General features: G+C 71.2%; 21 protein-coding genes and 2 pseudogenes. 14 read left to right on the forward strand and 9 right to left on the reverse strand.

Annotated elements, in window-relative coordinates:
- Positions 1-407 (forward strand): annotated as a pseudogene (locus ABT123_RS31950) (NADP-specific glutamate dehydrogenase); the annotation flags it as partial.
- Between the two features lie 81 nt (positions 408-488).
- A complete protein-coding gene (locus ABT123_RS31955; RefSeq protein ID WP_351321182.1) occupies positions 489-1,895 on the forward strand; it encodes an AMP-binding protein in 1,407 nt (468 codons plus the stop codon).
- Here ABT123_RS31955 and ABT123_RS31960 read toward each other — a convergent pair.
- Positions 1,819-2,229, reverse strand: a complete 411-nt coding sequence (locus ABT123_RS31960; protein ID WP_351321079.1) for a cupin domain-containing protein — start codon at positions 2,227-2,229, stop codon at positions 1,819-1,821. The two genes, ABT123_RS31955 and ABT123_RS31960, sit on opposite strands and share 77 nt — an antisense overlap.
- Before the next feature lie 70 nt (positions 2,230-2,299).
- Here ABT123_RS31960 and ABT123_RS31965 point away from each other — a divergent pair, with 70 nt between their 5' ends.
- On the forward strand, positions 2,300-3,292 hold the full coding sequence (locus tag ABT123_RS31965) for a GlxA family transcriptional regulator (RefSeq protein ID WP_351321081.1): 993 nt from the start codon (positions 2,300-2,302) through the stop codon (positions 3,290-3,292).
- Here the strand turns inward: ABT123_RS31965 and ABT123_RS31970 are convergent.
- Positions 3,277-4,305 carry a S66 family peptidase gene (locus ABT123_RS31970; RefSeq protein ID WP_351321083.1) on the reverse strand — a complete coding sequence of 343 codons (1,029 nt, stop codon included), beginning with the start codon at positions 4,303-4,305 and terminating at the stop codon, positions 3,277-3,279. The genes ABT123_RS31965 and ABT123_RS31970 overlap by 16 nt on opposite strands.
- A 57-nt stretch (positions 4,306-4,362) precedes the next feature.
- Here ABT123_RS31970 and ABT123_RS31975 point away from each other — a divergent pair, with 57 nt between their 5' ends.
- The 4 genes and pseudogenes from ABT123_RS31975 to ABT123_RS31990 all read left to right on the forward strand — a co-directional run bounded on the left by ABT123_RS31975 (position 4,363) and on the right by ABT123_RS31990 (position 7,051).
- Complete coding sequence (locus ABT123_RS31975) at positions 4,363-5,091, forward strand: DUF1838 family protein (RefSeq protein WP_351321085.1); 729 nt, start codon at positions 4,363-4,365, stop codon at positions 5,089-5,091.
- 90 nt (positions 5,092-5,181) lie between these two features.
- Complete coding sequence (locus ABT123_RS31980; protein WP_351321087.1) at positions 5,182-5,817, forward strand: ScbR family autoregulator-binding transcription factor; 636 nt, start codon at positions 5,182-5,184, stop codon at positions 5,815-5,817.
- Positions 5,818-5,908: 91 nt separating this feature from the next.
- Positions 5,909-6,529, forward strand: coding sequence for a TetR family transcriptional regulator (locus ABT123_RS31985; RefSeq protein ID WP_351321089.1), 621 nt, complete (start codon positions 5,909-5,911; stop codon positions 6,527-6,529).
- Between the two features lie 55 nt (positions 6,530-6,584).
- Positions 6,585-7,051: pseudogene (locus ABT123_RS31990) on the forward strand (NUDIX hydrolase).
- A 148-nt stretch (positions 7,052-7,199) separates the two neighbouring features.
- Here the strand turns inward: ABT123_RS31990 and ABT123_RS31995 are convergent.
- The 3 genes from ABT123_RS31995 to ABT123_RS32005 form a co-directional block, all read right to left on the reverse strand.
- Positions 7,200-8,069: a GNAT family N-acetyltransferase gene (locus ABT123_RS31995; protein WP_351321091.1), complete on the reverse strand. Its 870-nt coding sequence runs from the start codon at positions 8,067-8,069 to the stop codon at positions 7,200-7,202.
- 86 nt (positions 8,070-8,155) lie between these two features.
- Positions 8,156-8,320: a hypothetical protein gene (locus tag ABT123_RS32000; RefSeq protein WP_351321093.1), complete on the reverse strand. Its 165-nt coding sequence runs from the start codon at positions 8,318-8,320 to the stop codon at positions 8,156-8,158.
- The gene (locus ABT123_RS32005; protein WP_351321095.1) at positions 8,317-9,441 is read right to left on the reverse strand and encodes a radical SAM protein; all 1,125 of its coding nucleotides are present in this window, start codon (positions 9,439-9,441) and stop codon (positions 8,317-8,319) included. The genes ABT123_RS32000 and ABT123_RS32005 overlap by 4 nt, the downstream gene beginning before the upstream one ends.
- A 670-nt stretch (positions 9,442-10,111) precedes the next feature.
- On the opposite strand from ABT123_RS32005, the gene ABT123_RS32010 reads away from it, so the two are divergent.
- The 5 genes from ABT123_RS32010 to ABT123_RS32030 all read left to right on the forward strand — a co-directional run bounded on the left by ABT123_RS32010 (position 10,112) and on the right by ABT123_RS32030 (position 13,902).
- On the forward strand, positions 10,112-11,365 hold the full coding sequence (locus ABT123_RS32010) for an NsdA family TPR-like regulatory protein (RefSeq protein ID WP_351321184.1): 1,254 nt from the start codon (positions 10,112-10,114) through the stop codon (positions 11,363-11,365).
- Between the two features lie 14 nt (positions 11,366-11,379).
- The gene (locus tag ABT123_RS32015) at positions 11,380-11,745 is read left to right on the forward strand and encodes a hypothetical protein (RefSeq protein ID WP_351321097.1); all 366 of its coding nucleotides are present in this window, start codon (positions 11,380-11,382) and stop codon (positions 11,743-11,745) included.
- Between the two features lie 131 nt (positions 11,746-11,876).
- Positions 11,877-12,359, forward strand: a complete 483-nt coding sequence (locus tag ABT123_RS32020; RefSeq protein ID WP_351321099.1) for a GNAT family N-acetyltransferase — start codon at positions 11,877-11,879, stop codon at positions 12,357-12,359.
- Positions 12,360-12,368: 9 nt separating this feature from the next.
- Entirely contained in the window at positions 12,369-13,313 is a 945-nt protein-coding gene (locus tag ABT123_RS32025) for a DMT family transporter (protein WP_351321101.1), read from the forward strand.
- 178 nt (positions 13,314-13,491) lie between these two features.
- Positions 13,492-13,902: a VOC family protein gene (locus ABT123_RS32030; protein WP_351321103.1), complete on the forward strand. Its 411-nt coding sequence runs from the start codon at positions 13,492-13,494 to the stop codon at positions 13,900-13,902.
- A 37-nt stretch (positions 13,903-13,939) separates the two neighbouring features.
- Here ABT123_RS32030 and ABT123_RS32035 read toward each other — a convergent pair whose 3' ends face one another.
- Together ABT123_RS32035 and ABT123_RS32040 are read right to left on the reverse strand one after the other, a co-directional pair.
- The gene (locus tag ABT123_RS32035) at positions 13,940-15,082 is read right to left on the reverse strand and encodes an amidohydrolase family protein (protein WP_351321105.1); all 1,143 of its coding nucleotides are present in this window, start codon (positions 15,080-15,082) and stop codon (positions 13,940-13,942) included.
- A gap of 27 nt (positions 15,083-15,109) precedes the next feature.
- A complete protein-coding gene (locus ABT123_RS32040; protein ID WP_351321107.1) occupies positions 15,110-16,429 on the reverse strand; it encodes a cytochrome P450 family protein in 1,320 nt (439 codons plus the stop codon).
- 296 nt (positions 16,430-16,725) lie between these two features.
- Between ABT123_RS32040 and ABT123_RS32045 the strand changes: the two genes are divergently transcribed.
- Together ABT123_RS32045 and ABT123_RS32050 are read left to right on the forward strand one after the other, a co-directional pair.
- On the forward strand, positions 16,726-17,301 hold the full coding sequence (locus tag ABT123_RS32045; RefSeq protein WP_351321109.1) for a hypothetical protein: 576 nt from the start codon (positions 16,726-16,728) through the stop codon (positions 17,299-17,301).
- A gap of 125 nt (positions 17,302-17,426) precedes the next feature.
- Positions 17,427-18,563, forward strand: coding sequence for an MFS transporter (locus tag ABT123_RS32050; protein WP_351321111.1), 1,137 nt, complete (start codon positions 17,427-17,429; stop codon positions 18,561-18,563).
- A 63-nt stretch (positions 18,564-18,626) separates the two neighbouring features.
- Here ABT123_RS32050 and ABT123_RS32055 read toward each other — a convergent pair whose 3' ends face one another.
- Positions 18,627-19,256 (reverse strand): TetR/AcrR family transcriptional regulator, encoded by a 630-nt coding sequence (locus ABT123_RS32055; protein ID WP_351321113.1) that lies wholly within the window; start codon positions 19,254-19,256, stop codon positions 18,627-18,629.
- A gap of 56 nt (positions 19,257-19,312) precedes the next feature.
- Positions 19,313-20,305 carry a DsbA family oxidoreductase gene (locus ABT123_RS32060; RefSeq protein WP_351321115.1) on the reverse strand — a complete coding sequence of 331 codons (993 nt, stop codon included), beginning with the start codon at positions 20,303-20,305 and terminating at the stop codon, positions 19,313-19,315.
- Positions 20,306-20,343 lie beyond the last annotated feature (38 nt).

The following is a 20,343-nucleotide window of genomic DNA, read 5'->3' on the forward strand; positions in this document are numbered from 1 at the left end:
CGGCGGACGTCGCCTTCCCCTCCGCCACGCAGAACGAACTCGACGCGGAGGGCGCCCGTACGCTCGTCCGCAACGGGGTCCGGGCCGTGTCGGAAGGCGCCAACATGCCCACCACCCCCGAAGCGGTCCGCCTCCTGCAGGAGGCCGGAGTCGCCTTCGGCCCCGGCAAGGCGGCCAACGCCGGCGGGGTCGCCGTCAGCGCCCTGGAGATGAGCCAGAACGCCTCTCGCACCGCCTGGACCCCGGACCGGGTCGAAGAGGAACTGACCGCGATCATGCGGTCGATCCACGCGGTGTCGTACGAGACCGCGGAGCGGTACGGCGCGCCCGGCGACTACGTCACCGGAGCCAACATCGCCGGCTTCGAACGCGTCGCCGACGCCATGCTCGCCCAGGGCGTGATCTAGGGGACCCCTGCCAGGGTGCCACCCGCTGCCGGGTGGCACTCTGGACAGCGAACCCCGACTACCAGAGGAGTTGCCGCCGTGCTGCTCACCGCACTCGACGGGACCTTCGGCGACCGCGCGGACGCCGTCACGATCGCCGGCCGCAGCTGCTCGTACGAGGAACTGCTCGGCGCCGCCCGTGCGGTGGCCGCCGACATCGCGGGCGCCCCCGCCGTCGCGGTCACCGCGACCGCCTCGCTGGAAACCGTCGCCGCGGTGGTCGGCGGACTGCTCGCCGGAGTGCCCGTGGTCCCCGTCCCGCCCGACGCCGGGCCGGCCGAACGGGACCACATCCTCCGCGACTCCGGCGCCCACGAGATCACCGTGGACTTCGCCCGGCGCTCCGACCGGACCGGGACCGCCCCCGACCCCGCGGACCCGGCACTGATCCTCTACACCTCCGGCACCACCGGCCCGCCCAAGGGCGTGGTCCTGACCGCTGCCGCCCTCGCCGCCGACCTCGACGCCCTGGCCGCCGCCTGGGACTGGACCGCCGCCGACACCCTCGTCCACGGCCTGCCTCTCTTCCATGTGCACGGCCTGGTTCTCGGCGTCCTCGGCGCCCTCCGCACCGGCAGCCGCCTGCTGCACACCGGCCGCCCCACCCCCGCCGGGTACGCCGAAGCGGCCCTGGCCGGCGGCACCCTCCTCTTCGGCGTGCCGACCGTCTGGACCCGGATCGCCCGCGACCCGGCCGCCGCTGCCGCCCTGGCCGGCGCCCGCCTCCTGGTCTCCGGCAGCGCCCCGCTGCCCACCCCCGTCTCCCTGGATCTGGAACGGCTCACCGGCCACCGCCCGGTGGAGCGCTACGGCATGACCGAGACCCTGATCACCGTCAGCGGGCGGGCCGGCACCGCCCCCCGCCCCGGCACCGTCGGCACCCCGCTCCCCGGCATCCGCACCCGCATCGCTGCCGAACCCGGCAGCGAGATCGGCGAACTCCAGCTCACCGGACCCACCCTGTTCGCCGGCTACCTGAACAACCCGGAGGCCACCGCCGCCTCCTACACCGCCGACGGCTGGTTCCGTACCGGCGACATCGCGGCCATCGACCCCGCCGACGGGGTCCACCGCATCGTCGGCCGCGCCTCCATCGACATGATCAAATCCGGCGGCTACCGGATCGGCGCCGGCGAGGTCGAGAACGCCCTCCTGGACCACCCCCGCGTCCAGGAGGCCGCCGTCCTCGGCGTCCCCGACGCCGACCTCGGCCAGCGCATCGTCGCGTTCGTCGTCGCCGAAGGCGTCACCGGCGACGAACTCACCGAGTTCGTCGCCACCCGCCTCGCCGTCCACAAACGCCCCCGCGAGGTCCGCTTCCGCGCCACGCTCCCCCGCAACGCCATGGGCAAACCGCAGAAGAAACTGCTCCTCAGCGACTCGGACGAGCTCCCGCACCCGCACCCGGGCCAGGGTCCGAGCCAGGGCCCGGCTCCGGCTCGAGACTGATCCCGAGCATCCGGGCCCCGGTCTCGGTCCGCGGCCGGTGCCGGCTGCCCGGGGCGAACACCACGTAGGTGCCGGCGCCGTGCCGCTCCGGGCCCTCGATCACCTCGCCCTCCAGCACGAAGTACCGCTCCTCCGCCGCGTGCACGTCCACCGCCGGCCACTCGGTGCCCGGCGCGAAGTCGATCAGCCAGCCCCGGGCCCCCTCGGTGGCCGGCAGCCGCCGCCTCGTGATCCCGGGCACCACCTCCACCGCCTCGACGTCCTCCACCCGGACCACGGTCTTCAAGGGTCCCGTTTCCGTCAGTCCCGTTTCCGCCGGCTGCTGCTCACTCATGCCCCCACTGTGATCCACCCGGAACGTCCCGGGCAGAGTCCGGATGGACACCCCTGGGTACGATCCCGCCATGTCGCGCCCGCACCGGGTCGTCGCCGTCCTCGGCCGCCCCCAGTCGCCCTTCGAACTCGCCTGCGCCGCCGAGGTCTTCGCCGCCGACCGCCCCGGCCTGCCCACCCCGTACGAGTTCCGGGTCTGCACCGAGCACCCCGGCGCACTCCCCACCACCCACGGCCACGCCCTGTTCGTCGAACACGGCCTCGACGCCCTCGCCACCGCCGACACCGTCCTCGTCCCCGGCTGGCAGCCGCCCGGCGGGCGGATTCCGGAACCCGTACTGGACGCAGTGCGTGCGGCCCACCGGCGCGGCGCCCGCATCGTCTCGCTCTGCACCGGCGCCTTCGTCCTGGCCCGGGCCGGCCTGCTCGACGGCCGCACCGCCACCACCCACTGGCGCCGCACCGGCCTGCTCGCGGCTGAACACCCCGCCGTCCGGGTCGAAGAGGACGTCCTCTACGTCGACCACGGCGACGTGGCCACCAGCGCGGGCAGCGGCGCCGCCATCGACCTCTGCCTGCACCTGGTCCGCTCCGACCACGGAGCCGGGTACGCCGCCCAGGTCGCCCGCTGCATGGTGCTGCCCCCGCAGCGCGAGGGCAGCCAACTCCAGTACGCGGCCCGCCCGGCCGCCGCCGCCCGCCCCGGAGACTCCCTCGCCCCGCTGCTCGACTGGGCCGAGACCCGCCTGGCCGAACCCCTCACCGTCGACCTCCTTGCGGCCCGCGCCGGGCTCTCGGCCCGCACCCTGACCCGCCGGTTCGCCGAACAGCTCGGCACCAGCCCCGGCCGGTGGCTGCTGCGCCGCCGCATCGATGCGGCCCGCGCCCTCCTCGAAGAGACCGACCTCCCGGTCGAATCCGTCGCCGCCCGGGTCGGCCTGGCCTCCGCGGTCAACCTCCGCCGCCGCTTCCACGACGCGCTCGGCACCACCCCGGGCGCCTACCGCCGCACCTTCGGCACGGGGCCGGCCGGTACGGTGCCGGCCCCTCAGACCAGGGTCTGAACCAGCTCACTGCGGTCCGCCGTGTGCACGACCCGCCCCAGCGCCCCGTTCACGATCGGCAGGTACGGCGGCACGTGCCCGCACTCCACATCCGCGATCAGCGGCACGCCCAGCCCGCCCAGCGCATCCAGCACCGCCTCGTCCTGCGACATCGAGGGACGGTCCGGAGCCGAGGTACGCCCCACCAGCACGGCGTTCGCGGCCTCGAAGAAACCGGCCAGCCGCATGCCGTGCAGATTGCGGCAGATGGCGAACGCGTCGTCCTCGCAGGCCTCCACGTACACGATCAGGCCGTCCGGCGCATACTCCCGGGCGAAGCCGGCGAGGTCCCCGTACCGGCTCCCGGCGATATTGCACAGCATCTCGGTGCAGCCGCCGAGCAGCCGTCCCGTCACATCGACTGCGCCGGTCCCGTCCAGCCGCCGCCACCCGCCGGTCCCGTCCAGCAGGAGCTCGCTCACCTCCGGAAAGGCCGCGTAGTCGTCCCAGCCGGAGCTCCGGTGCCGGCCCGGCGGGCGCTGGCCGAAGCGGCTGCCCGGCTCCAGCGCCGCCACGTCCAGCCAGGACAGAAGCCCCTCCGGCGTCCGGTACGGAGTGTCCATCAGGTTGTTGCCGTGCAGCGTCGCCCACCCGGTGAGCACCGTCAGCGGGGTCATCAGCGTGGACAGGTCGGAGAACCCGACCAGCCAGGTCGGCTCGGCCGCCCGCAGCCGCTCCCAGTCCAGCAGCGGCAGCAGGTCGATGCCCAGCTCCCCGCCCCACGGCGGCACCACGGCCCGGATCTCCGGATCGGTCAGCATCCGCATCAGTTCCGCGGCCCGCTCGGCGGCCGGCGCGCTGACGTGACCGGTGCCGTCCATGCACCGGCCGAGCTCCACCTCGTACCCCCTGGCCTCCACCGTTTTGACCCCGGCGGCGAGCCGGGCGCGCAGCGCCTCGGGCACACCGCTGGAGGGGGAGGTGACACCGACGCGGTCACCTGGACGGAGGGGACGAGGGAATCGAACGTTCATACCGGTCACCCTGGCACACCTTGCCGAACCCGCTCCGGGAATATCAGAGTGGGGTGCATGACACCCAGTGAGCTGCTCCGGGCGTTCGCCCGCACCCGTGCTTCGCTCGACGGCAGCGAGGTGACCTACCACTGGACCGGAGACGTCTGGTCCTGGGCCCCTGGCGAGCCCTACCAGCGGCTCTTCGGATTCGAGGGGATCAACGTCTCCCGCCTGGCCGAGGACGGCGAGGGCTACCTGCTGCTCTCCCGCGAGGCCTCCTTCTACCTCGACCCGGGCAGCCGCGAGATCCTGGAGACCTGGCAGGACGCCAAGGTCGTCCACGTCTGGAACGACCCGGCCAACCTTAGGCTCCGGCCCTTCCCCATCCCCACCACCGCCCTCGGGGACCAGGTCTGCTTCAGCCTGGAGATCCCGCTGGCCTACCCCTCCCCGCTGCCCGTCGAGTCCTTCCCGGCGAACTCGGCGGACGACACCTACCGGGCCCTGGAACTCTTCCAGTTCTTCGCCCCGGCCGACGTCCTCGACACCGCCGAGCCGACCGTTCCGGCCACCATGACCTGGACCCGGATGTCGCCCTGGCTGCCCTGGATGGAGCAGGGCGCCCGCCCCGGCGGCCTCACCTTCCACTGCCGGGGCCGCAAGCTCCCCTCGTACGCAGAGGTCCCCGACCGCATCCGGTCGTACATCGCCGACCGCCACCCGGAGTTCGCCCACGCCCCGGAGGGCTGGACCGAACCCAACGAGACCAGCTGGACCTATTTCCGGAAACTCGCCCGCCCCTGACGCGTCCCCAGGCTGGTGCGGTGCAGCGTCGCCCACGTAAAATAAAGGTCATTCTTTTTATTGTCCTGGCGAGACAGGGGCCGCGCCTACATGGCAGTACTGACACAACTGAAGCAGGGCCGGGCACAACGCACCCGCGAGGTGCTCCTGCGTGCCGCGGCCGAGGTGTTCGACGAGAACGGCTTCTCCGGCGCGAGCATCAACAAGATCCTGGAGCGGGCCGGGGTCACGGCCGGCGCGGTGTACTTCCACTTCGAGTCGAAGGAGGGCCTGGCCCGCGCCGTCATCCTGGAACAGGCGGGCGACCTGCACTTCCCGCCCGGTCCGGGAGGACTCCGGCACCTGGTCGACATGACCCTGTACCTGGCCTCCGAGATGCAGCACAACGTCCTGCTGCGCGCCGGGGTGAAACTCGCCGTCGAGCAGGGCGAGTCGGGACTGCAGGAGTTCGCCATCCACGAGTGGTGGATCGAAACGTTCCGCCAGGAGCTCATCGTCGCGCAGCAGCGGGGCGAACTGCTGCCGGGCGTAGACGAGGCGGAGTTCGCCCGGATCCTGGTGGCCGCCTACACCGGCACCCAGATCATGTCGCGGATCTCCGACGAGCACGCGGACCTGACCGAGCGGATCACGGTGATGTGGCGCTACCTGCTGCCGGGGGTCGCCACTCCGGCGGTCTGCGCAGAACTGGAGCAGGCCGTCCGGAGGACCGAAAATCGGACATAAATTCCATGCCACATACAGATATTTGCCAAAATCACGGGACCAGGCTGGCGCAGGGTCCACTGGGGACGGAGGCCCGAGTAGCTTCCGGTGTGTGGCAAGGCAAGACAGGGCTGAGCTGACGCGGCAGGCTCTGATCGCCGCCGCCTCGGCCGAATTCGACCGACACGGCTACGCGGCTACCTCGCTCTCCCGGGTGAGCAGAGCCGCCGGCGTCTCGATGGGTGCCCTCACCTTCCACTTCACCACCAAGGACGCACTCGCCGCCGCCGTCACCGAATGCGGCAGCGCGGCCACCAGGGCGGGCCTCCGGCACCTCCACGGGACGCCGATGCCCGCCCTGCAAGCGGTCATCGACCTCACCCACACCCTGGCCGCGCTGCTGGAGGAGGACACCGCCGTCCGGGCGGCGGCTCGCCTGGCCCGCGACCACGCGGACCCGGCCCTGGACTGGAACAGCGCCTGGCTCCCCACCCTGCGGGAACTCCTGACCGGCTCGACCGGCCTCGACGCCCAGCGCATCGAAGTCTTCGTCCTCCTGCTCATGACCGGCATCGAGGCCGCCCTGCACGGCTCCCCCCAGATCCACGAACTGGCCGGCCACAACCTCCGCGAACAACTAACCCAAGCCTGGCAGGTCGTCCTGCATGCCACACCGGGCCCACCGGCCCCACCCGGCGAGGACCCTGCCCCGACCCCCTCCGGCACCTTCTGATCTTCCTGTCGAAGATCGCCGGACCCCACGCCTACGCTCCGGGAGGCCAGACACAATGCCCAGGCGTGACTACGAGGACGACCCGAACGCCCCGAAGGCGAACAGTCTGGTGCCGGCGGCGTCAGCAGTCGTCGTGGACGACGAAGGCCGGGTCCTCTTGCAGCGCCGTACGGACAACGGCATGTGGGCCCTGCCCGGCGGGAAGATGGAGCTGGGCGAGTCGATCGGAGAGTGCGCGGCCCGCGAAACACTGGAAGAGACCGGCATGACTGTGGAGATCACCGGCATCGTCGGGACGTACACCAACCCCGGCCACGTCTTCGCCTATGACGACGGCGAGGTCAGGCAGGAGTTCTCCATCTGTCTGCTGGCTCGGCCGACCGGCGGAACACTTCGCACCTCAGACGAGTCCCACGAGGTTGCCTGGTTCACCCCGAAGATGTGGACGACCTCCCCATGGTGCCGAGCATCCGCAAACGCATCAACGACTGGCGGGCCGGGAACGGGCCCGTCGTACGCTAGAGCGGACCGGCAAAGGCACACGTAGGAACGTCCCGCTCGGCCGCGCCGAGGCCGGCAGCTTACCCGCGAGGCAGACGCTTCTCGCAGCACCCTCTTGCGGTCAGGTCCGAAGCCCGCCCGAGTTGCCGGCCAGCGTACGGACCCGCGGTTACGCCGATGTGGTGTGGCTGAAGCCAAGGGAGGTCAGTCCTTCGGCTTGGCACAGCCTGTCGGATGGGCCGCCGACCTCGGTCTGGAGGAGCTGGTAGGCGGCGCCGTGGGACTGACCCCAGTGCATCGCGGCCCGCCACAGGGCGCGGCCCAGGCCCTGCCCTCGCGCCTCGGACAGGACGGCGAAGTATTGGGGCATGAGCTGGGGGCATCCGATCGCGTCGGGGCGTACTTCCATGGGGCCGATCGCGCCCACGATTCGGTCCTCGACGGCGGCGGCGAGGACCGGGCCGCACCGGCCGGCCTGCATTTGGACGTGGAGAAAGGCCAGGCCATCAGCGGCCATGGCCGTGGCGAACGGCGCGAAGGTCTCCTGCACGGCGGTCGGCCAGTCGGTCACGGGGCGGACCGGGCCGCCGAGGTCGGGGCACGGGCCGGCGGTGAAGTCCTTCAGCTGGATGCGTGTGCCGCGCGGGAAGCCGGCCTCGGGGCCGAGCGGGCGCACAACCCGGGCACGCATCGCGCCGTGCACGGCGGCGAGCTTCATCGCCAGCTCGGCGGCTTCATCCACGACGCTGCCACGGTGCCCGTAGGCGAAGACCTTGACGGTGCCGCGTCCACGCCGGGTCAGGGTGGGAATGAGGGTGTGGTCGGGCTGATGGACCACATCGCTGCAGAGGACCGTCTCGTCCTTCTCGCTGCTCCAGCGCCGGTCCTTGTCGTAGTGGAGGAAAGACCGGTCGATGACAGCCGCTCGCAGGATGTCCTCGAAGAGGTCGACGGTGAGCACGTGGGGATGGACGGGGCCGAGAGTCGGCACGATCGGCGCCGTCAGCACCGGCCGCAGCCAGTCCCAGCGGAAGAACATGAGCGGCACCCTAGCGGTTGGCGGGTCAGGGCTCAGGCCCCAACGCGAACACGCCAGGGCCTGAGCGGAACCGACTTGATCTGAGGTCAGTGGGGGTTGTCGTCGCCGGCGTCGCAGGAGCACTCCGCGCTCTCCACGACGTCGTCCAGGTCCAGGACGGCGGTCACCGAGAGGGCGGCGACGGGCGGCGCCGCACGGCGGGCCGAGGTTGGCGGGCCGGGCAGAAGGTCCACCAGTACGGGCGGTGTCATGATGCGTTCTCCTTGTCGCCGTGTTGGCAGTAGCTGTGCAGCGGCGCCTTGGCTTCCTGGTAGTGCTTGGCCAGGGGGCGACAGACCCGGCAGGTGCCGGACAGGGCGCAGCCCTCGCACCCTCCGGTGCGAAGCATGAGGCGGTCGGCGATGGCGCCGAGCCGGGTGAGGCCGTCGATGCCTTCGGCCATGAGGTCGATCTGGTCGTCCCGGCCGACCTTGCAGATCGACACCTTGGCGTGCGGGTCGGCGTGGAAGAAGGTGTGTCCGGCGTTGCAGCCGACGAACGGCTTGCGCTGCCGCAGATGGTCGGCGGACTGAGCAAGCAGCGGCTCGCCGCCGCCGTAGATCGTGGGCGTCATGTTCGTGTAGGCGTGGTTCTCGACGTTCCACCCATAGGCGAGGGCGGCCATCTCGTCCGCCTCGGAGGCGTTGTCCTCCGTCACCACGACATTGATGCGCAGAGGCAGGCCCGCCTCGCGTGCGGCGTCCATGCCGCGCCGGAACGCCTTCCACGCGCCACGGCGCTGGGTGAGCGTGTCGAAGGACTCCTCACTCGCCCCGTACATGCTGACGACCAGCCGGTAGGGCGGGCAGTCCTGGAAGAGCTTGAGGAGGTCCGGCCGCCAGAGCAGCGAGCCGTTGGTGGAGATGGTGAGCATCATTCCGGCCTGCCAGGCGTACCGGTAGGCGCCCTGGAAGTCCGGGTCCATGGTGGGCTCGCCGCCAGTGATCTGGAGCCAGAGGACACCGGCCTCGCGCATGATGTCCAGCAGCCGCACCTTGTCCTCCCAGCCGAGGCCGGAGAAGGGGCGCTCGCCGAGGTAGCAGTGCTTGCAGCCGAAGTTGCAGCCGAGGTTGATCTCCCAGGAGGCGCGGCAGTAGCCGTACGGGGACGGCTCACGCACCAGTACCGTGCCCTGCGCGCGTCGGCCGATGAGGTCCAAGCCCCACATCTCGGCGGCGGTGTGTACCGCCCATGCGGGCAGCGGCTCGCCGACGGCGGCGGCCCGACGCAGCTCGTTGTAGTCGGTGGCGGGGATACGGGCCCCGGACCGAGCCCCGGGCTTGAGGAGCAGATGCCCGTCGAGGAACGGTGAAGCAATCAGAGCGTGGGCCATCAGAGGCCTACCTTCCAGATCAAGGAACGTGACGGCGCGCGTAAGCCCTGACGGCCGGCGTCGCAGTAGATCTCGCCGAGCCCGTTGCAGGTGCCGCAGCTCTTGCCGGACGAGTCGGCGCCACTGCCGCCGCAGTCCCCGCAGCTCTCGTTGCGAGGGGGGCGAGGGTGCCGGGACGGGGCGAGTGGTGCGCTCTCCACGTAGGAACTCCATACAGAAGAAGGGGCCAGGCAGGCGGGGCTAGCACTACTTGTGGGTGGTGACGGCCGCCGGGCTGAGTGCACGGGCGGATACCGGCTGGCCACCGCAGCGCGGGCACTCGCACGGCGGGTAGCGGCCCGGGTCCGAGAGGATGACGTACGGGTCACCCGACTGGACACGCGTCGTCTGAGACCACGTACGACCGGAGTCGCGGGAGACGTGAAGCGTCATGAGGAGGCGAGGCTCCGCAGCGAGGTCGAGAGGCGGAGAAGGCCGTTCGTGGACGTGTCCCTCCGCGCCGTTCTGCGTTGCCATATCAGCACCCTTCCGCTGCGTCATGCCCGGTCCATTCGCGACAACTCCCAGGAAAGCGCCGGAAGTCGACGGACTCCACGGCGTATATGCCGCATTCTTGGATCAGATCCGTGCACGGGTGCCGCAGGCTTCGCAGTCGCGGGAAGGGGTCGTCATGGGGCTGGCCGAACGGCGCAAGACCCTGGGCTACAGTCAGGAGAAATTGGCCGGGCTACTCGGCGTGGACCGCACGACGGTCGGGCGCTGGGAGAGCGGCAGGATCGAACCGCAGCCACCCCAGCGGCGAGGCTTGGCCATCGCCCTCGAAGTCAGCCTCCAAGAGCTTGACGCCCTCCTGACAGAGCTACGAGCCGCAGGACAGGAGGCCACAGGGCGGCAGTCCAGTGACCACCCGAGCGCGGGAGACCCCGACGAAATGATCCGCCGCGAATTCCTCCGCATCCTCACCGTCAGCGGGGCACTGACGGCCCTGCCCATCGACGAGGCCGAGGCCCTCACCGATGGGGTGCTGAGGGGGACGCCCGCCGACTTCGAGCGGATGAACGCCCACCTGTGGCAGGTCTACCAACTGGCGCGTTCGAAGGGCTCGGTCTACCCCGTCATCCGTGACCAGCTGACGACTCTGAACGAAGCACTGGCCGCCAGCCGAGGCAGTTCCCGCCCCCTCCTGAGCGCAGCGGCCGACCTGTTCCAGATGGCCGGCGAAGTCGCCTTCGACGGGAACAGGTACACCGATGCCGCAGCCTCGTACTCACTCGCGGCCTCGGTCAGTAAGGACGCAGGCGCGTACGACCTGTGGGCCTGCGCCCTCGTACGCCACGCCTACGTGGACATGTCCGAGCAGCGCTATCGCCAGGCGGCGCAGATGCTGGGCGCGGCCGAGCGGCTGGCTGGGCGAGGGGACAGCGATCTTTCGACGCAGCATTGGGTCGCCTCGGTCAAAGCGGAGGCTTACGCCGGCCTCGGCGACCTCGCAGCATGCGAACGCGCGCTCGACAAGGCTGAGAAGGTCAGGGACCTCACCGCGGACAGTACGAACGGCGGATGGCTCCGCTTCGACGGCACCCGCCTGGCCGAGGAGCGCGGAGCGCGGTACGTGCAGCTCGGACGCCTGGACCGGGCGGAGGCGACGTTGAAGACCGCACTGGCGCAGACCGCTCTTGCGTCGGGGCAGTCGTATCGGCGCCGGGGTGCAGTGCTGACCAGTCTGGCCGCCATCGGCGCGAAGCGGCGTGACGCAGACCAGGTTCTGGCGTACGGGCGGGAAGCCGTCAGCCTGGCCCGAGCCTCAGCATCCGGCTATGTCGCCCGTAGACTCCAAGCTCTGTGCGACGAGTTCGGGCCCTTGAGCCGTGACCACCGCGTAGCGGAGCTGGGGGCAGAGATCGCCACGCTGAGCACGCCGTGACGAGAGGGGTAGGCATGTCGCAGACCGAAGGTGCACGACTGTTCCGGGAAACCTGGATCGCGGGAGTGCACCAGTACTTCCCCGGGGAGCCGAAGGCCGGTTACGTGACCCCGTGGGAGGACACCCCGCAGTGGGAGCGCGAGGCCGCAGGGTCGGTCTACGACCAGGTCCGGCAGTTCATCGAGATCAGCGGCGGCCACACATCGAGGCTGTCCCGCGAGCAGAAGAGCCGCTTCGTCGCGACATGCTGGACGGCCCAGATGTTCAAGCACTTCAAGGACCCGAAGCCGGGTTACGTGGCCGACTGGCCCGACCTGCCGTCCTGGCAGCAGGAGACCGACGCCGACATCTTCGAGGCCATCGAAAAGGCCGTCATCTGATGTGACGTCCGCAGCCCCCAGTCCCGAGCCGAAGGACTGGGGGACCAGACGTCGAGTGTTGAAAACCGTTCAGAGCGGAGGCGTGGCCGAATTCCGTTGACAGCATGGCGATCAGCGGGTCTGCTGCTCCGGTGACCGATACCGATCTTCGCTTCGAACGGGTCCGGCCCGGGGCCGAAAGCCTGCTTCTGGACTGGCAGTACGTCCACAACCTGATCATCCCCGCGGACCCGCTCTCCCTGGCCGACGTCCGCGAGCGCTCCGGCCGCAACCACCTGGACGTCGCCTACCTCGGCGACACCCTGGTCGGCTGCTCCACGGTCCGGCCCCCCGCCGAGGACCCCGCCACCGCCACCGTCATCGCCCGCATCCTCCCCGACCACCGCGGAGCGGGACTCGGCACCCGCCTGTACGAGCACGCCCTGGCCGCGGCACGCGCCCTCGGCGCCACCACCGTCGAGACCGTCGTCCTCGGCTCCAACCCGGACGGCCTGCGCTTCGCCGCCGCCCACGGCTTCACCGAGATCGAGCGGTACTTCCTCGAGCCCGGCGACACCGTCCCCTGGCACACCCTGAGCCGATCGATCCGGCCGGGCCGCCCCCACGCCGAATAGGTTCACGTCATGGATCACACCGGCTCCACGAGCGGCACCGCCACCGGCACCGACTCTCGCGCTCTGACGGCCGCCGGCGTCACCGTCGCCCTCTGGGCCTCCGCCTTCGTCTCCATCCGGGTCTCCGCCGAGCACTTCAGCCCCGGTGCCCTCGCTCTCGGACGCCTGCTGACCGCCTCCCTAGCCCTCGGCTGCGTCCTGCTCGTCAAGCAGGTCCCGCTGCCGCCCCGCAAGGCCTGGCCCGGCATCCTGGTCTCCGGAGTGCTCTGGTTCGGCCTGTACATGGTGGCCCTCAACTGGGGCGAGCAGCAGGTGGACGCCGGCACCGCCGCGATGGTCGTGAACATCGGCCCGATCGTGATCGCCCTGCTCAGCGGCTGGCTGCTGAAGGAAGGCTTCCCGCCTGCCCTGCTCGCCGGAATGGCCGTCTCGTTCGCCGGCGCGGCCGTCGTCGGCCTGTCCACCTCCCAGGGCGGCCCCGCCTCCCTCACCGGCGTGCTGCTCTGCCTGTTCGCCGCCCTCGCCTACGGCGCCGGCGTGGTCGCCCAGAAGCCCGCCCTGCGCCACGCCAGTCCGCTCCAGGTGACCACGTACGGCTGTTTCGTCGGCACCGCCGTCACCCTGCCCTTCGCCGGGCAGCTGGTCACCGAGCTGCCGGAGGCACCGCTGCCGGCCACCCTGAACATGCTCTACCTGGGCCTGTTTCCCACCGCCCTCGCCTTCACGACCTGGACGTACGCCCTGTCGCGGACCACCGCCGGCAAGATGGGCGCGACCACCTACGCGGTGCCCGCCGCGGTGGTCCTCATCGCCTGGGCCACCCTCGGCGAGGTTCCCGGCCGGCTCACCCTGCTCGGCGGTGCCATCTGCCTGGCCGGCGTTGCCCTCTCCCGGAGGCGGGGGCGGGGCGGCGGTCGCCTGCGTACTGTCCGGAAACTGCGGCAGGACGTATGATCATCGGCATGACGACCGGGTCGGCCACAGGCCATGCACGAGTGAGGCGCCCGGCCATGGCGTGAGCGCGCGCCGGGCGGCCAGAGCCCCGCCCTCCCCTCTCCGCGTCTTCGACGGGAGCCCGCCCACGGGCCCCACTCATCGAACATCCACCCGGAGAGGAACCAGAGGAAACCCCATGCCGCACACCCCGAACGAACCGCCCGTCACCACCGTCCAGCTGAACCACACCGTGGTCCACGCCAAGGACCGGCAGCTGTCGGCCGAGTTCCTCGCCGCCGTCCTCGGCCTGGAAGTCGGCGCCCCCTTCGGGCCCTTCCTGCCTGTGGACCTCGGCAACGGTGTGACCCTGGACTACTACCAGCTCACCGACGAGCCCATCCAGTCCCAGCACTACGCGTTCCTGGTCCCCGACGCACAGTTCGACGCCATGATCGCCCGCCTGGAGGCGGTCGGAGTCACCTACTACGCAGACCCCCACCACACCGAAGCCGGTCGCACCAACGCCCTCTTCGGCGGTCGCGGCGCGTACTTCGACGACCCCGACGGCCACAACATGGAAATCCTTACCCGTCCTTACACCCGATAGGGCTGCTGGGTCGGCCCCCGGGGGCCGACCCAGCCTCTCAGACCGTCGCCAGCTGCGGGATCAGACGCAGCGCGTTGTCGCGGTAGATCCCCTGGAGCTGCGCCGGGCTGATGAACGGATCGGCATCGAGGACGGGCAGCGCCAGATCCGTCACCGTGTCGGCCGGAGCCGCGGGCCAGTCGGTACCGAACATCACGTGATCGGCCGGCACGTGCGCGAGCAGCGTTCCCGCAGCCGCCATCGGGCCCGCCGTGTCGTAGTAGAACCGCTGGAGGTAGTCCCGCACCGCCCCCGCATCGACCGGCGGGTCGCAGAACCGCCCGAGCGCCTGCATCCGCATCGCGATGTACGGCAGGAAGCCGCCGGCGTGCGGCAGGATCACCGAGATGTTCGGGAACCGGTCCAGCGTCCGCTGGCTGATCATGTTCACGGCGGCCCGCGTGGTGTCCAGCAGGAAGTCGCACAGGAAGTTCGGGATCCCCGGCACCGTCGACGCACCGCCCGGACCGCCCGGACCGCCCGGACCGCCCGCACCGCCCGCACCGGGCGGACCGCCCGGAAGGTGGTGCGGATGGGTGTCCACCACCGCGGAACAGTCGTCCAGCTCGTGGAACACCCGGTCGTACGAAGGATCCCCGAGGTACACGCCCCCGTAATTGGCCGTCACGTTCACCCCGACGGCACCCAGCTGCCCCAGCCCCCGGCGCACCGCCCACGACGAGGCATCGGCATCGTCCAGGAACAGCGGCACGTAGAACGAGAACCGCCCCGGATGCGACTGCGCCACCTCGATCATCGAGCGCAGGGTGATGGTGATCGCTTCCCGCAGCTGCGCCGAGGACTCGTAGCGCGCCGGCAGCATCGGCTTGAGCACCGCCGTCGCGATCCCCGCACGGTCCATGAACCCGACCGAGGCCGCCACGTCGAGCTGCGCCCACGGCGGCAACTGCTCCCGCCGGATCAGCCCGTGACGCTCCGCCCACTCACGCCATTCCGGTGCGCAGAAATGATGATGCATGTCGATCTTCGACTGAACGGCGTGCGCCGCCGCAGCCGGGACCGCAGCGGAATCGACCCGCGCCACCCCGGAGAGCTCCACGCTCCCCACCTCGGAGATCTGCAGCTCGTCCGCCGGCATCCCCAAAAGACGCAGTCCGGAGGTACGCGCCGAATCCGACATGCCCAGCCACCACCCATCAGGTCGAAGTCACTTCTCGGAAGCCACCGCAGCCACCGCAGCCAGCGATCCCGCCGGCTCCAGCACGAGCCGCAGCCGCTCCAGCCCCCGGAACGCCGCCACCGGCCCCTTCAGCCACGCCCCCTTGCTCTCCTCCGCATCCGCCAGCTCCAGCTCCGGGAACTCCCGCAACAGCAAGGTCAGCGCCACCTCGAGCTCCAGCCGCGCCAGCGGCGCCCCCAGGCAGTAGTGCGTCCCGTGCCCGAAGCCCAGGTGCATCCCCTGCAAGCCCTCGCGGGTCACGTCCAGCACATCGGGGGAGTCGAACTTCCCGGGGTCGCGGTTGGCCGAGGTGATGGCGATCTGGACCAGGGACCCCTTGGGAATCAGCGTCCCCGCGACCTCCGCGTCCTCCGCCGCGTACCGGAAGGTCGACGTCTCCACCGAGCCCTCGAACCGCACGATCTCCTCGACCGCCCGCGGAATCAGCTCCGGATCCCGCCGCAGCATCTCCAACTGATCCGGATGGAGCAGCAGATTGAGGACGAAGTTCCCGATCTGGTACGCGGTGGTCTTGTGCCCGGCGAAGAAGATGACCCACAGCGACGACACCAGCTCCGCGTCGTCCAGACCCTCCTCACCCTCCTCCGCCCGGATGAGGTCACTGAGGAAACAGTCCGACGGATGCTCGCGCGTGTGCGTGATCAGCTGCCCCAACCGCTCCTGCAGCCACTCCTCCGCCGCCCGCAGCTCCGCCTTCAGCCGGGGATCGAACCGCGCCCGGGTCACCACCGAGAAGTGCTCCAGGATCTCCGGACGATCCTTCTCCGGAATACCCATCAGCTCGCACAGCACCGCGATCGGCAGCGGAAACGCGAACGACGACATCAGATCGACCGGCTCGCCGCCCTCGCCGCCGGCCCGGCACGCCGCCAGCAGCCCCTCCGCGATCTCGGTGACGCGCGGTCGCATCTCCTCCACCCGGCGGGGCGTGAAGGCACCCCTCAGCGTGCGGCGCAGCCGCGTGTGCCGCGGCGGGTCCGAGAAGAGCACGTTGTCGTCGAGCGCGTCGAAGAAGCTCCCGTACACCGCGTGGTACGTGTCCAGGGCCCCCCGCATGTTCTTGCTGAACCGCGGATCCGACAGCGCGTCCCGGGCGTCCTCGTACCGCGTGATCAGGTAGGTGTCCACCCCGTGCGGCGGCTTCAGCAGGCACACCGGCGCCTGCTCGCGCAGCGCCGCGTACATCGCATGAGGACACGTCCGGTACTCCGGCGCACCCTTCGACACGGCCGACACGATCTCCTGCAGCGCAGCACCGCTGCCGGGTGCCGCCTTCTCCTGCGCCATGTTCCGCACCCTCCGTGACACCCGGACATCCGGACACTCGCGTTCCGCGGACACACCGGTTCCCTGCCCGCACGGAACCCGAAACGGCCCATGGCACGTTCGAGTGAGCCGCAACCGCCACCCCGCCCGGCCCCCGCCACCCCGCCCGGCCAGGCCCGTACCGGGAAAAGCCGCGACCGGCACCCCCGCCCCGCTGCACCGACGGCCGTCAGCCGTCCAGCGGCCCCCTGTGGCAGGCCCGCCGAACCCGGGGAAAGGCTCCCTCCCGCAGCCAGCCCGCCCCAAGGAGTCCGCGCATGGCCCGACCACTTGCCCTGGCCCTCACCACAGCCGCCACCCTCACCCTGGCCGCCGTCACCGGCCCCGCCGCGGTCACCGCGACCGCGGCCGGCCCCGACAGCGGCCGGGCCGCCTTCGAGCGCGCCCTCACCTACCGCGCCACCGCCCCCTACCACCTCCACGCCAACGCCGTCCGGGACGGCTATGTCCCCGACACGTACTGCGTCGCCGACCGGGCCGGCTCGGGCGCCCTCGGCTACCCCCACTTCAACCACGCACTCGACAACTCCGTCGACCCCGCCAAACCCGCCGCCCTCTTCTACGAAGACGACGGAAAGGGCGGCAAACGCCTCGTCGGCGTCCAGTGGGTGGTCTACGACCGCGACCAGAACACCGCCACCGACGAGGACCGGCCCACCCTCTTCGGCACTCCGTTCAAGGGCCCCAACCGCGGCAACTTCCCCGGCCAGCCGGTGCACTACGCCCTCCACCTGTGGCTCTGGAAGGAGAACCCCAAGGGCCTCCACCAGACCTTCAACCCCTCCGTCACCTGCCTCCCGGGCACCACCCGCCCCCAGCCCCGCCCGGCATGACACCCGCCCGCCCCGTCCCGCCGCGCCGCCCGGGCACGGCGGGACGCGGTCACCGTCAGGACCCTGACAGTGGCCGGCGGGGCTGGCGCCAGTGCCTGCTCAGCGGAGCGGTGTTCGCCGTATGCATGGCCGGCACCACCCTGCCGACCCCCCTCTACAGCCTCTACCAGGAGAAGTTCGGGTTCTCCGAGCTGACGGTGACCGTCGTGTACGCCGTCTACGCCTTCGGCGTCATCGCCGTACTCCTCCTCACCGGCAACGCCTCCGACACCGTCGGCCGCCGCCCCGTCCTGCTCTGCGGCCTGGGCTTCGCAGCAGCCAGCGCCCTCTGCTTCCTCTGCGCCACCGGACTCGGCTGGCTGTACGCCGGCCGGCTCCTCTCCGGTCTGTCCGCCGGCCTCTTCACCGGAGCCGCCACCGCGTACGTGATGGACCTGGCCCCCGCCGGCGGCGCCGCCCGCGCCACCCTCGTGGCCACCGCCGCCAACATGGGCGGCCTGGGCTGCGGCCCGCTCCTCGCCGGCCTCCTCGCCCAGTACGCCCCCTGGCCGCTGATCCTCCCCTTCGCCGTCCACCTCGCCCTGATCGCCGCCTCGGCCGCGATCCTGCTCCGCCTCCCGGAAACGGTCCGCGACCGGCAGCCCCTGCGTACGGTCCGCCCCCAGCCCCTGGCCCTGCCCCCGCAGGTACGGGCGGTCTTCGCCCCGGCGGCCATCGCCTCCTTCGTGGGCTTCGCCCTGTTCGGCGTCTTCACCTCGGTCAGCCCGGCGTTCCTCGCCCAGTCCCTCCACGTGACCAACCACGCCGTGAGCGGCCTGATCGTCGCCCTCGCCTTCTTCGCCTCCACCGCCGGCCAACTGGCCGTCGACCGCGTCGGCGTCGCCCGCTCCCTCCCGGTGGGCTGCGCCGGGCTCTTCCTCGGCCTCGCCCTCCTCGCCGCCGCCCTCCACTGGGACCTGCTCGTCCTGGTGGTCCTCAGCGCCCTCCTCGGCGGCGTCGGCCAGGGCCTCGCCTTCCGCGGGGCCCTCTCCGCCGTAGCCGGAGCCTCGCCCCCGGACCACCGCGCAGCCGTGATCTCCACCCTGTTCGTCGTGGCCTACACCGGAATCTCCGTCCCGGTGATCGGCGTCGGCCTACTGGCCGCCCCGCTCGGCCTGGAAGGCGCCGGCCTGGTCTTCATCGCCTGTATGACGCTCCTGGTCACCACCGCCGCCGCCTACCTGCTCCGCCGCGGCACGGGAGCACACGGGACCCCGGGCTGAGGCAGCGAGAGCCCCCGGCAGCGCACCAAACCGCCCTTCCCGCGGCCTCCGTCTCCCTCTCCGTCATCCCCGGCCGCGGATCAGGGCCCAGGCCAGCCCCGCGACGCGCTCGACACCCATGCCGCCAGCGCCCCCCTCGCCCTCCTCGCCGTCGAGCTCGCCCCGGGTCCACCGGGCGATGACGGCCAGCATCCCTCCGCTCAGGAAGTGCGCGCGCATCAGCAGGGTGTCCTCGTCCAGCGGGCCGGGCCCGGCTTCCGCCAGCAGCTGCTCGAACCAGGCCTGCGCCAACAGCCGTTCCAGCCGCGCGGAGCACCGGGGGCTGCCGTCCTCGCCGAGCATCCGGCGGTAGAGGGCGCGATGCCGGTCGACGTGGCCGAACAGGTTCACCAGGTGGACCGGGGTCTCCTCGAACAGCCGGTGCGTATCCGCCGTCAGCCGGCAGGCCCGCGCCGCCTCGACGACACCCTCCATCGTGCTCTCGGTGGCGTCGAGGAGCAGATCCTCGCGGTCCTTGTAGTGGAGGTAGACGGTGGCCCGGTTCACCTCCGCCCGCTCGGCGATGTCACCCATCGTGATGCCGTCCAGGTCCTTCTCCATCGAGAGTTCCAGGACGGCGGCCCGAAGGAGTGCCCTGGTCCGCCGGGCGCGAGGGTCGCGCGAGGCGCCTCTGGTGTTCGAGTTGGTCGGCATGCCCCCAGAATCAGCAACTCATGACGCAAAAGCAACACCTGTCATTTAAGCCACACTTATCGCACAGCAGGCCTCGTCAGGGACGGATCCATCGCCGAGGCGATCCGCAGATGCGGGGCGGCCTCCTCGCCCAGGCCCTGCCGCTCCAGTACGCGCCCCAGCATCAGCCGGGCGTACGCGTCGTCGGGCACCTCCGCCACCAACGCCTCCAGCGTCGTACGCGCCCGCCCCAACTGCGCCGAACGGAAGTACGCCCGCGCCGCCAGCAGCCGTACGTTCTGGTCCTTCTCGTACGCGTCCATCAGCGGCTGCAGCAACGACAGACAGCCCAGCGGATCACCCTTGTCGAGCAGGGTCTCCGCATGCCGGAACCGCTCCACCTCCGCCGGCAGTACCCGGGGCGCGACCTCCGCCGCCCGGGCCACGAACTCCGCGATCACCTCGGGCGCATGCGCACCCACCAGCGCCTCACCGTGCACCACGAGCGTGGGAGAGGTCGTCACCCCGATCGCCTTGCCCCGCAGCAGCAACTCCCTGACCGCCGCGTCACCACCACCCGCACGCAGCAGCGGCCCGCCCTCCGAGAACCCCGCGGCACCGGCGACCCCGTCCAGCGTCTCGGCCAGACTGATGTCCAGGCCCTCGACGAAGTGCGCCCGGAGCACCACCTCCACCACCGCGTCCTGCAGCCGTGCGCCCCCGTGCTCGTACGCCAGGGCGATCAGCCGGTGCGCGTCATGGCTGGACGCACGCCAGGCGGCTCCCCACCGGGGACCCAGCCCCTCGGCCGCCGCGATCTCGGACACCCGCACCCGGTTCTCGGCCGCGGACAGCCCCGGCGCGCACTGCTGCAACGCCGCGTCGACCAGCGGGCCCTGCAGTACCTCGGCCAGGGGCGCCGCCTCGGCCGGAGTCATCGGATCGATCCGGAAGGGCCGCCACACGACCTCGACCTCTCCCTCCCGCCCCCGCAGCGCCGCCTCGACCCGCCGCTTGCCGATGTACGCCCACGCGCAGACCACGTCTGCCCACAACTCGATCCGGATCATGTCTCCAAGCTAATCAACACCTGTCGTGTATTCAACAC

Source organism: Streptomyces sp. NPDC002054, assembly GCF_040296685.1.
Taxonomy (GTDB): domain Bacteria; phylum Actinomycetota; class Actinomycetes; order Streptomycetales; family Streptomycetaceae; genus Streptomyces.

Excerpts from the sequence above, each read along its gene's own strand:
- ABT123_RS32025 (WP_351321101.1), top strand. The coding sequence starts at position 12,369 with ATGGATCACACCGGCTCCACGAGCGGCACCGCCACCGGCACCGACTCT.
- ABT123_RS32055 (WP_351321113.1), bottom strand. The coding sequence starts at position 19,256 with ATGCCGACCAACTCGAACACCAGAGGCGCCTCGCGCGACCCTCGCGCC.
- ABT123_RS32045 (WP_351321109.1), top strand. The coding sequence starts at position 16,726 with ATGGCCCGACCACTTGCCCTGGCCCTCACCACAGCCGCCACCCTCACC.
- ABT123_RS31980 (WP_351321087.1), top strand. The coding sequence starts at position 5,182 with ATGGCAGTACTGACACAACTGAAGCAGGGCCGGGCACAACGCACCCGC.
- ABT123_RS31970 (WP_351321083.1), bottom strand. The coding sequence starts at position 4,305 with ATGAACGTTCGATTCCCTCGTCCCCTCCGTCCAGGTGACCGCGTCGGT.
- ABT123_RS32050 (WP_351321111.1), top strand. The coding sequence starts at position 17,427 with ATGGCCGGCACCACCCTGCCGACCCCCCTCTACAGCCTCTACCAGGAG.
- ABT123_RS31960 (WP_351321079.1), bottom strand. The coding sequence starts at position 2,229 with ATGAGTGAGCAGCAGCCGGCGGAAACGGGACTGACGGAAACGGGACCC.
- ABT123_RS32010 (WP_351321184.1), top strand. The coding sequence starts at position 10,112 with ATGGGGCTGGCCGAACGGCGCAAGACCCTGGGCTACAGTCAGGAGAAA.
- ABT123_RS32040 (WP_351321107.1), bottom strand. The coding sequence starts at position 16,429 with ATGGCGCAGGAGAAGGCGGCACCCGGCAGCGGTGCTGCGCTGCAGGAG.
- ABT123_RS32005 (WP_351321095.1), bottom strand. The coding sequence starts at position 9,441 with ATGGCCCACGCTCTGATTGCTTCACCGTTCCTCGACGGGCATCTGCTC.
- ABT123_RS31975 (WP_351321085.1), top strand. The coding sequence starts at position 4,363 with ATGACACCCAGTGAGCTGCTCCGGGCGTTCGCCCGCACCCGTGCTTCG.
- ABT123_RS32060 (WP_351321115.1), bottom strand. The coding sequence starts at position 20,305 with ATGATCCGGATCGAGTTGTGGGCAGACGTGGTCTGCGCGTGGGCGTAC.
- ABT123_RS32035 (WP_351321105.1), bottom strand. The coding sequence starts at position 15,082 with ATGTCGGATTCGGCGCGTACCTCCGGACTGCGTCTTTTGGGGATGCCG.
- ABT123_RS32030 (WP_351321103.1), top strand. The coding sequence starts at position 13,492 with ATGCCGCACACCCCGAACGAACCGCCCGTCACCACCGTCCAGCTGAAC.
- ABT123_RS31965 (WP_351321081.1), top strand. The coding sequence starts at position 2,300 with ATGTCGCGCCCGCACCGGGTCGTCGCCGTCCTCGGCCGCCCCCAGTCG.
- ABT123_RS32015 (WP_351321097.1), top strand. The coding sequence starts at position 11,380 with ATGTCGCAGACCGAAGGTGCACGACTGTTCCGGGAAACCTGGATCGCG.
- ABT123_RS31995 (WP_351321091.1), bottom strand. The coding sequence starts at position 8,069 with ATGTTCTTCCGCTGGGACTGGCTGCGGCCGGTGCTGACGGCGCCGATC.
- ABT123_RS32000 (WP_351321093.1), bottom strand. The coding sequence starts at position 8,320 with ATGACACCGCCCGTACTGGTGGACCTTCTGCCCGGCCCGCCAACCTCG.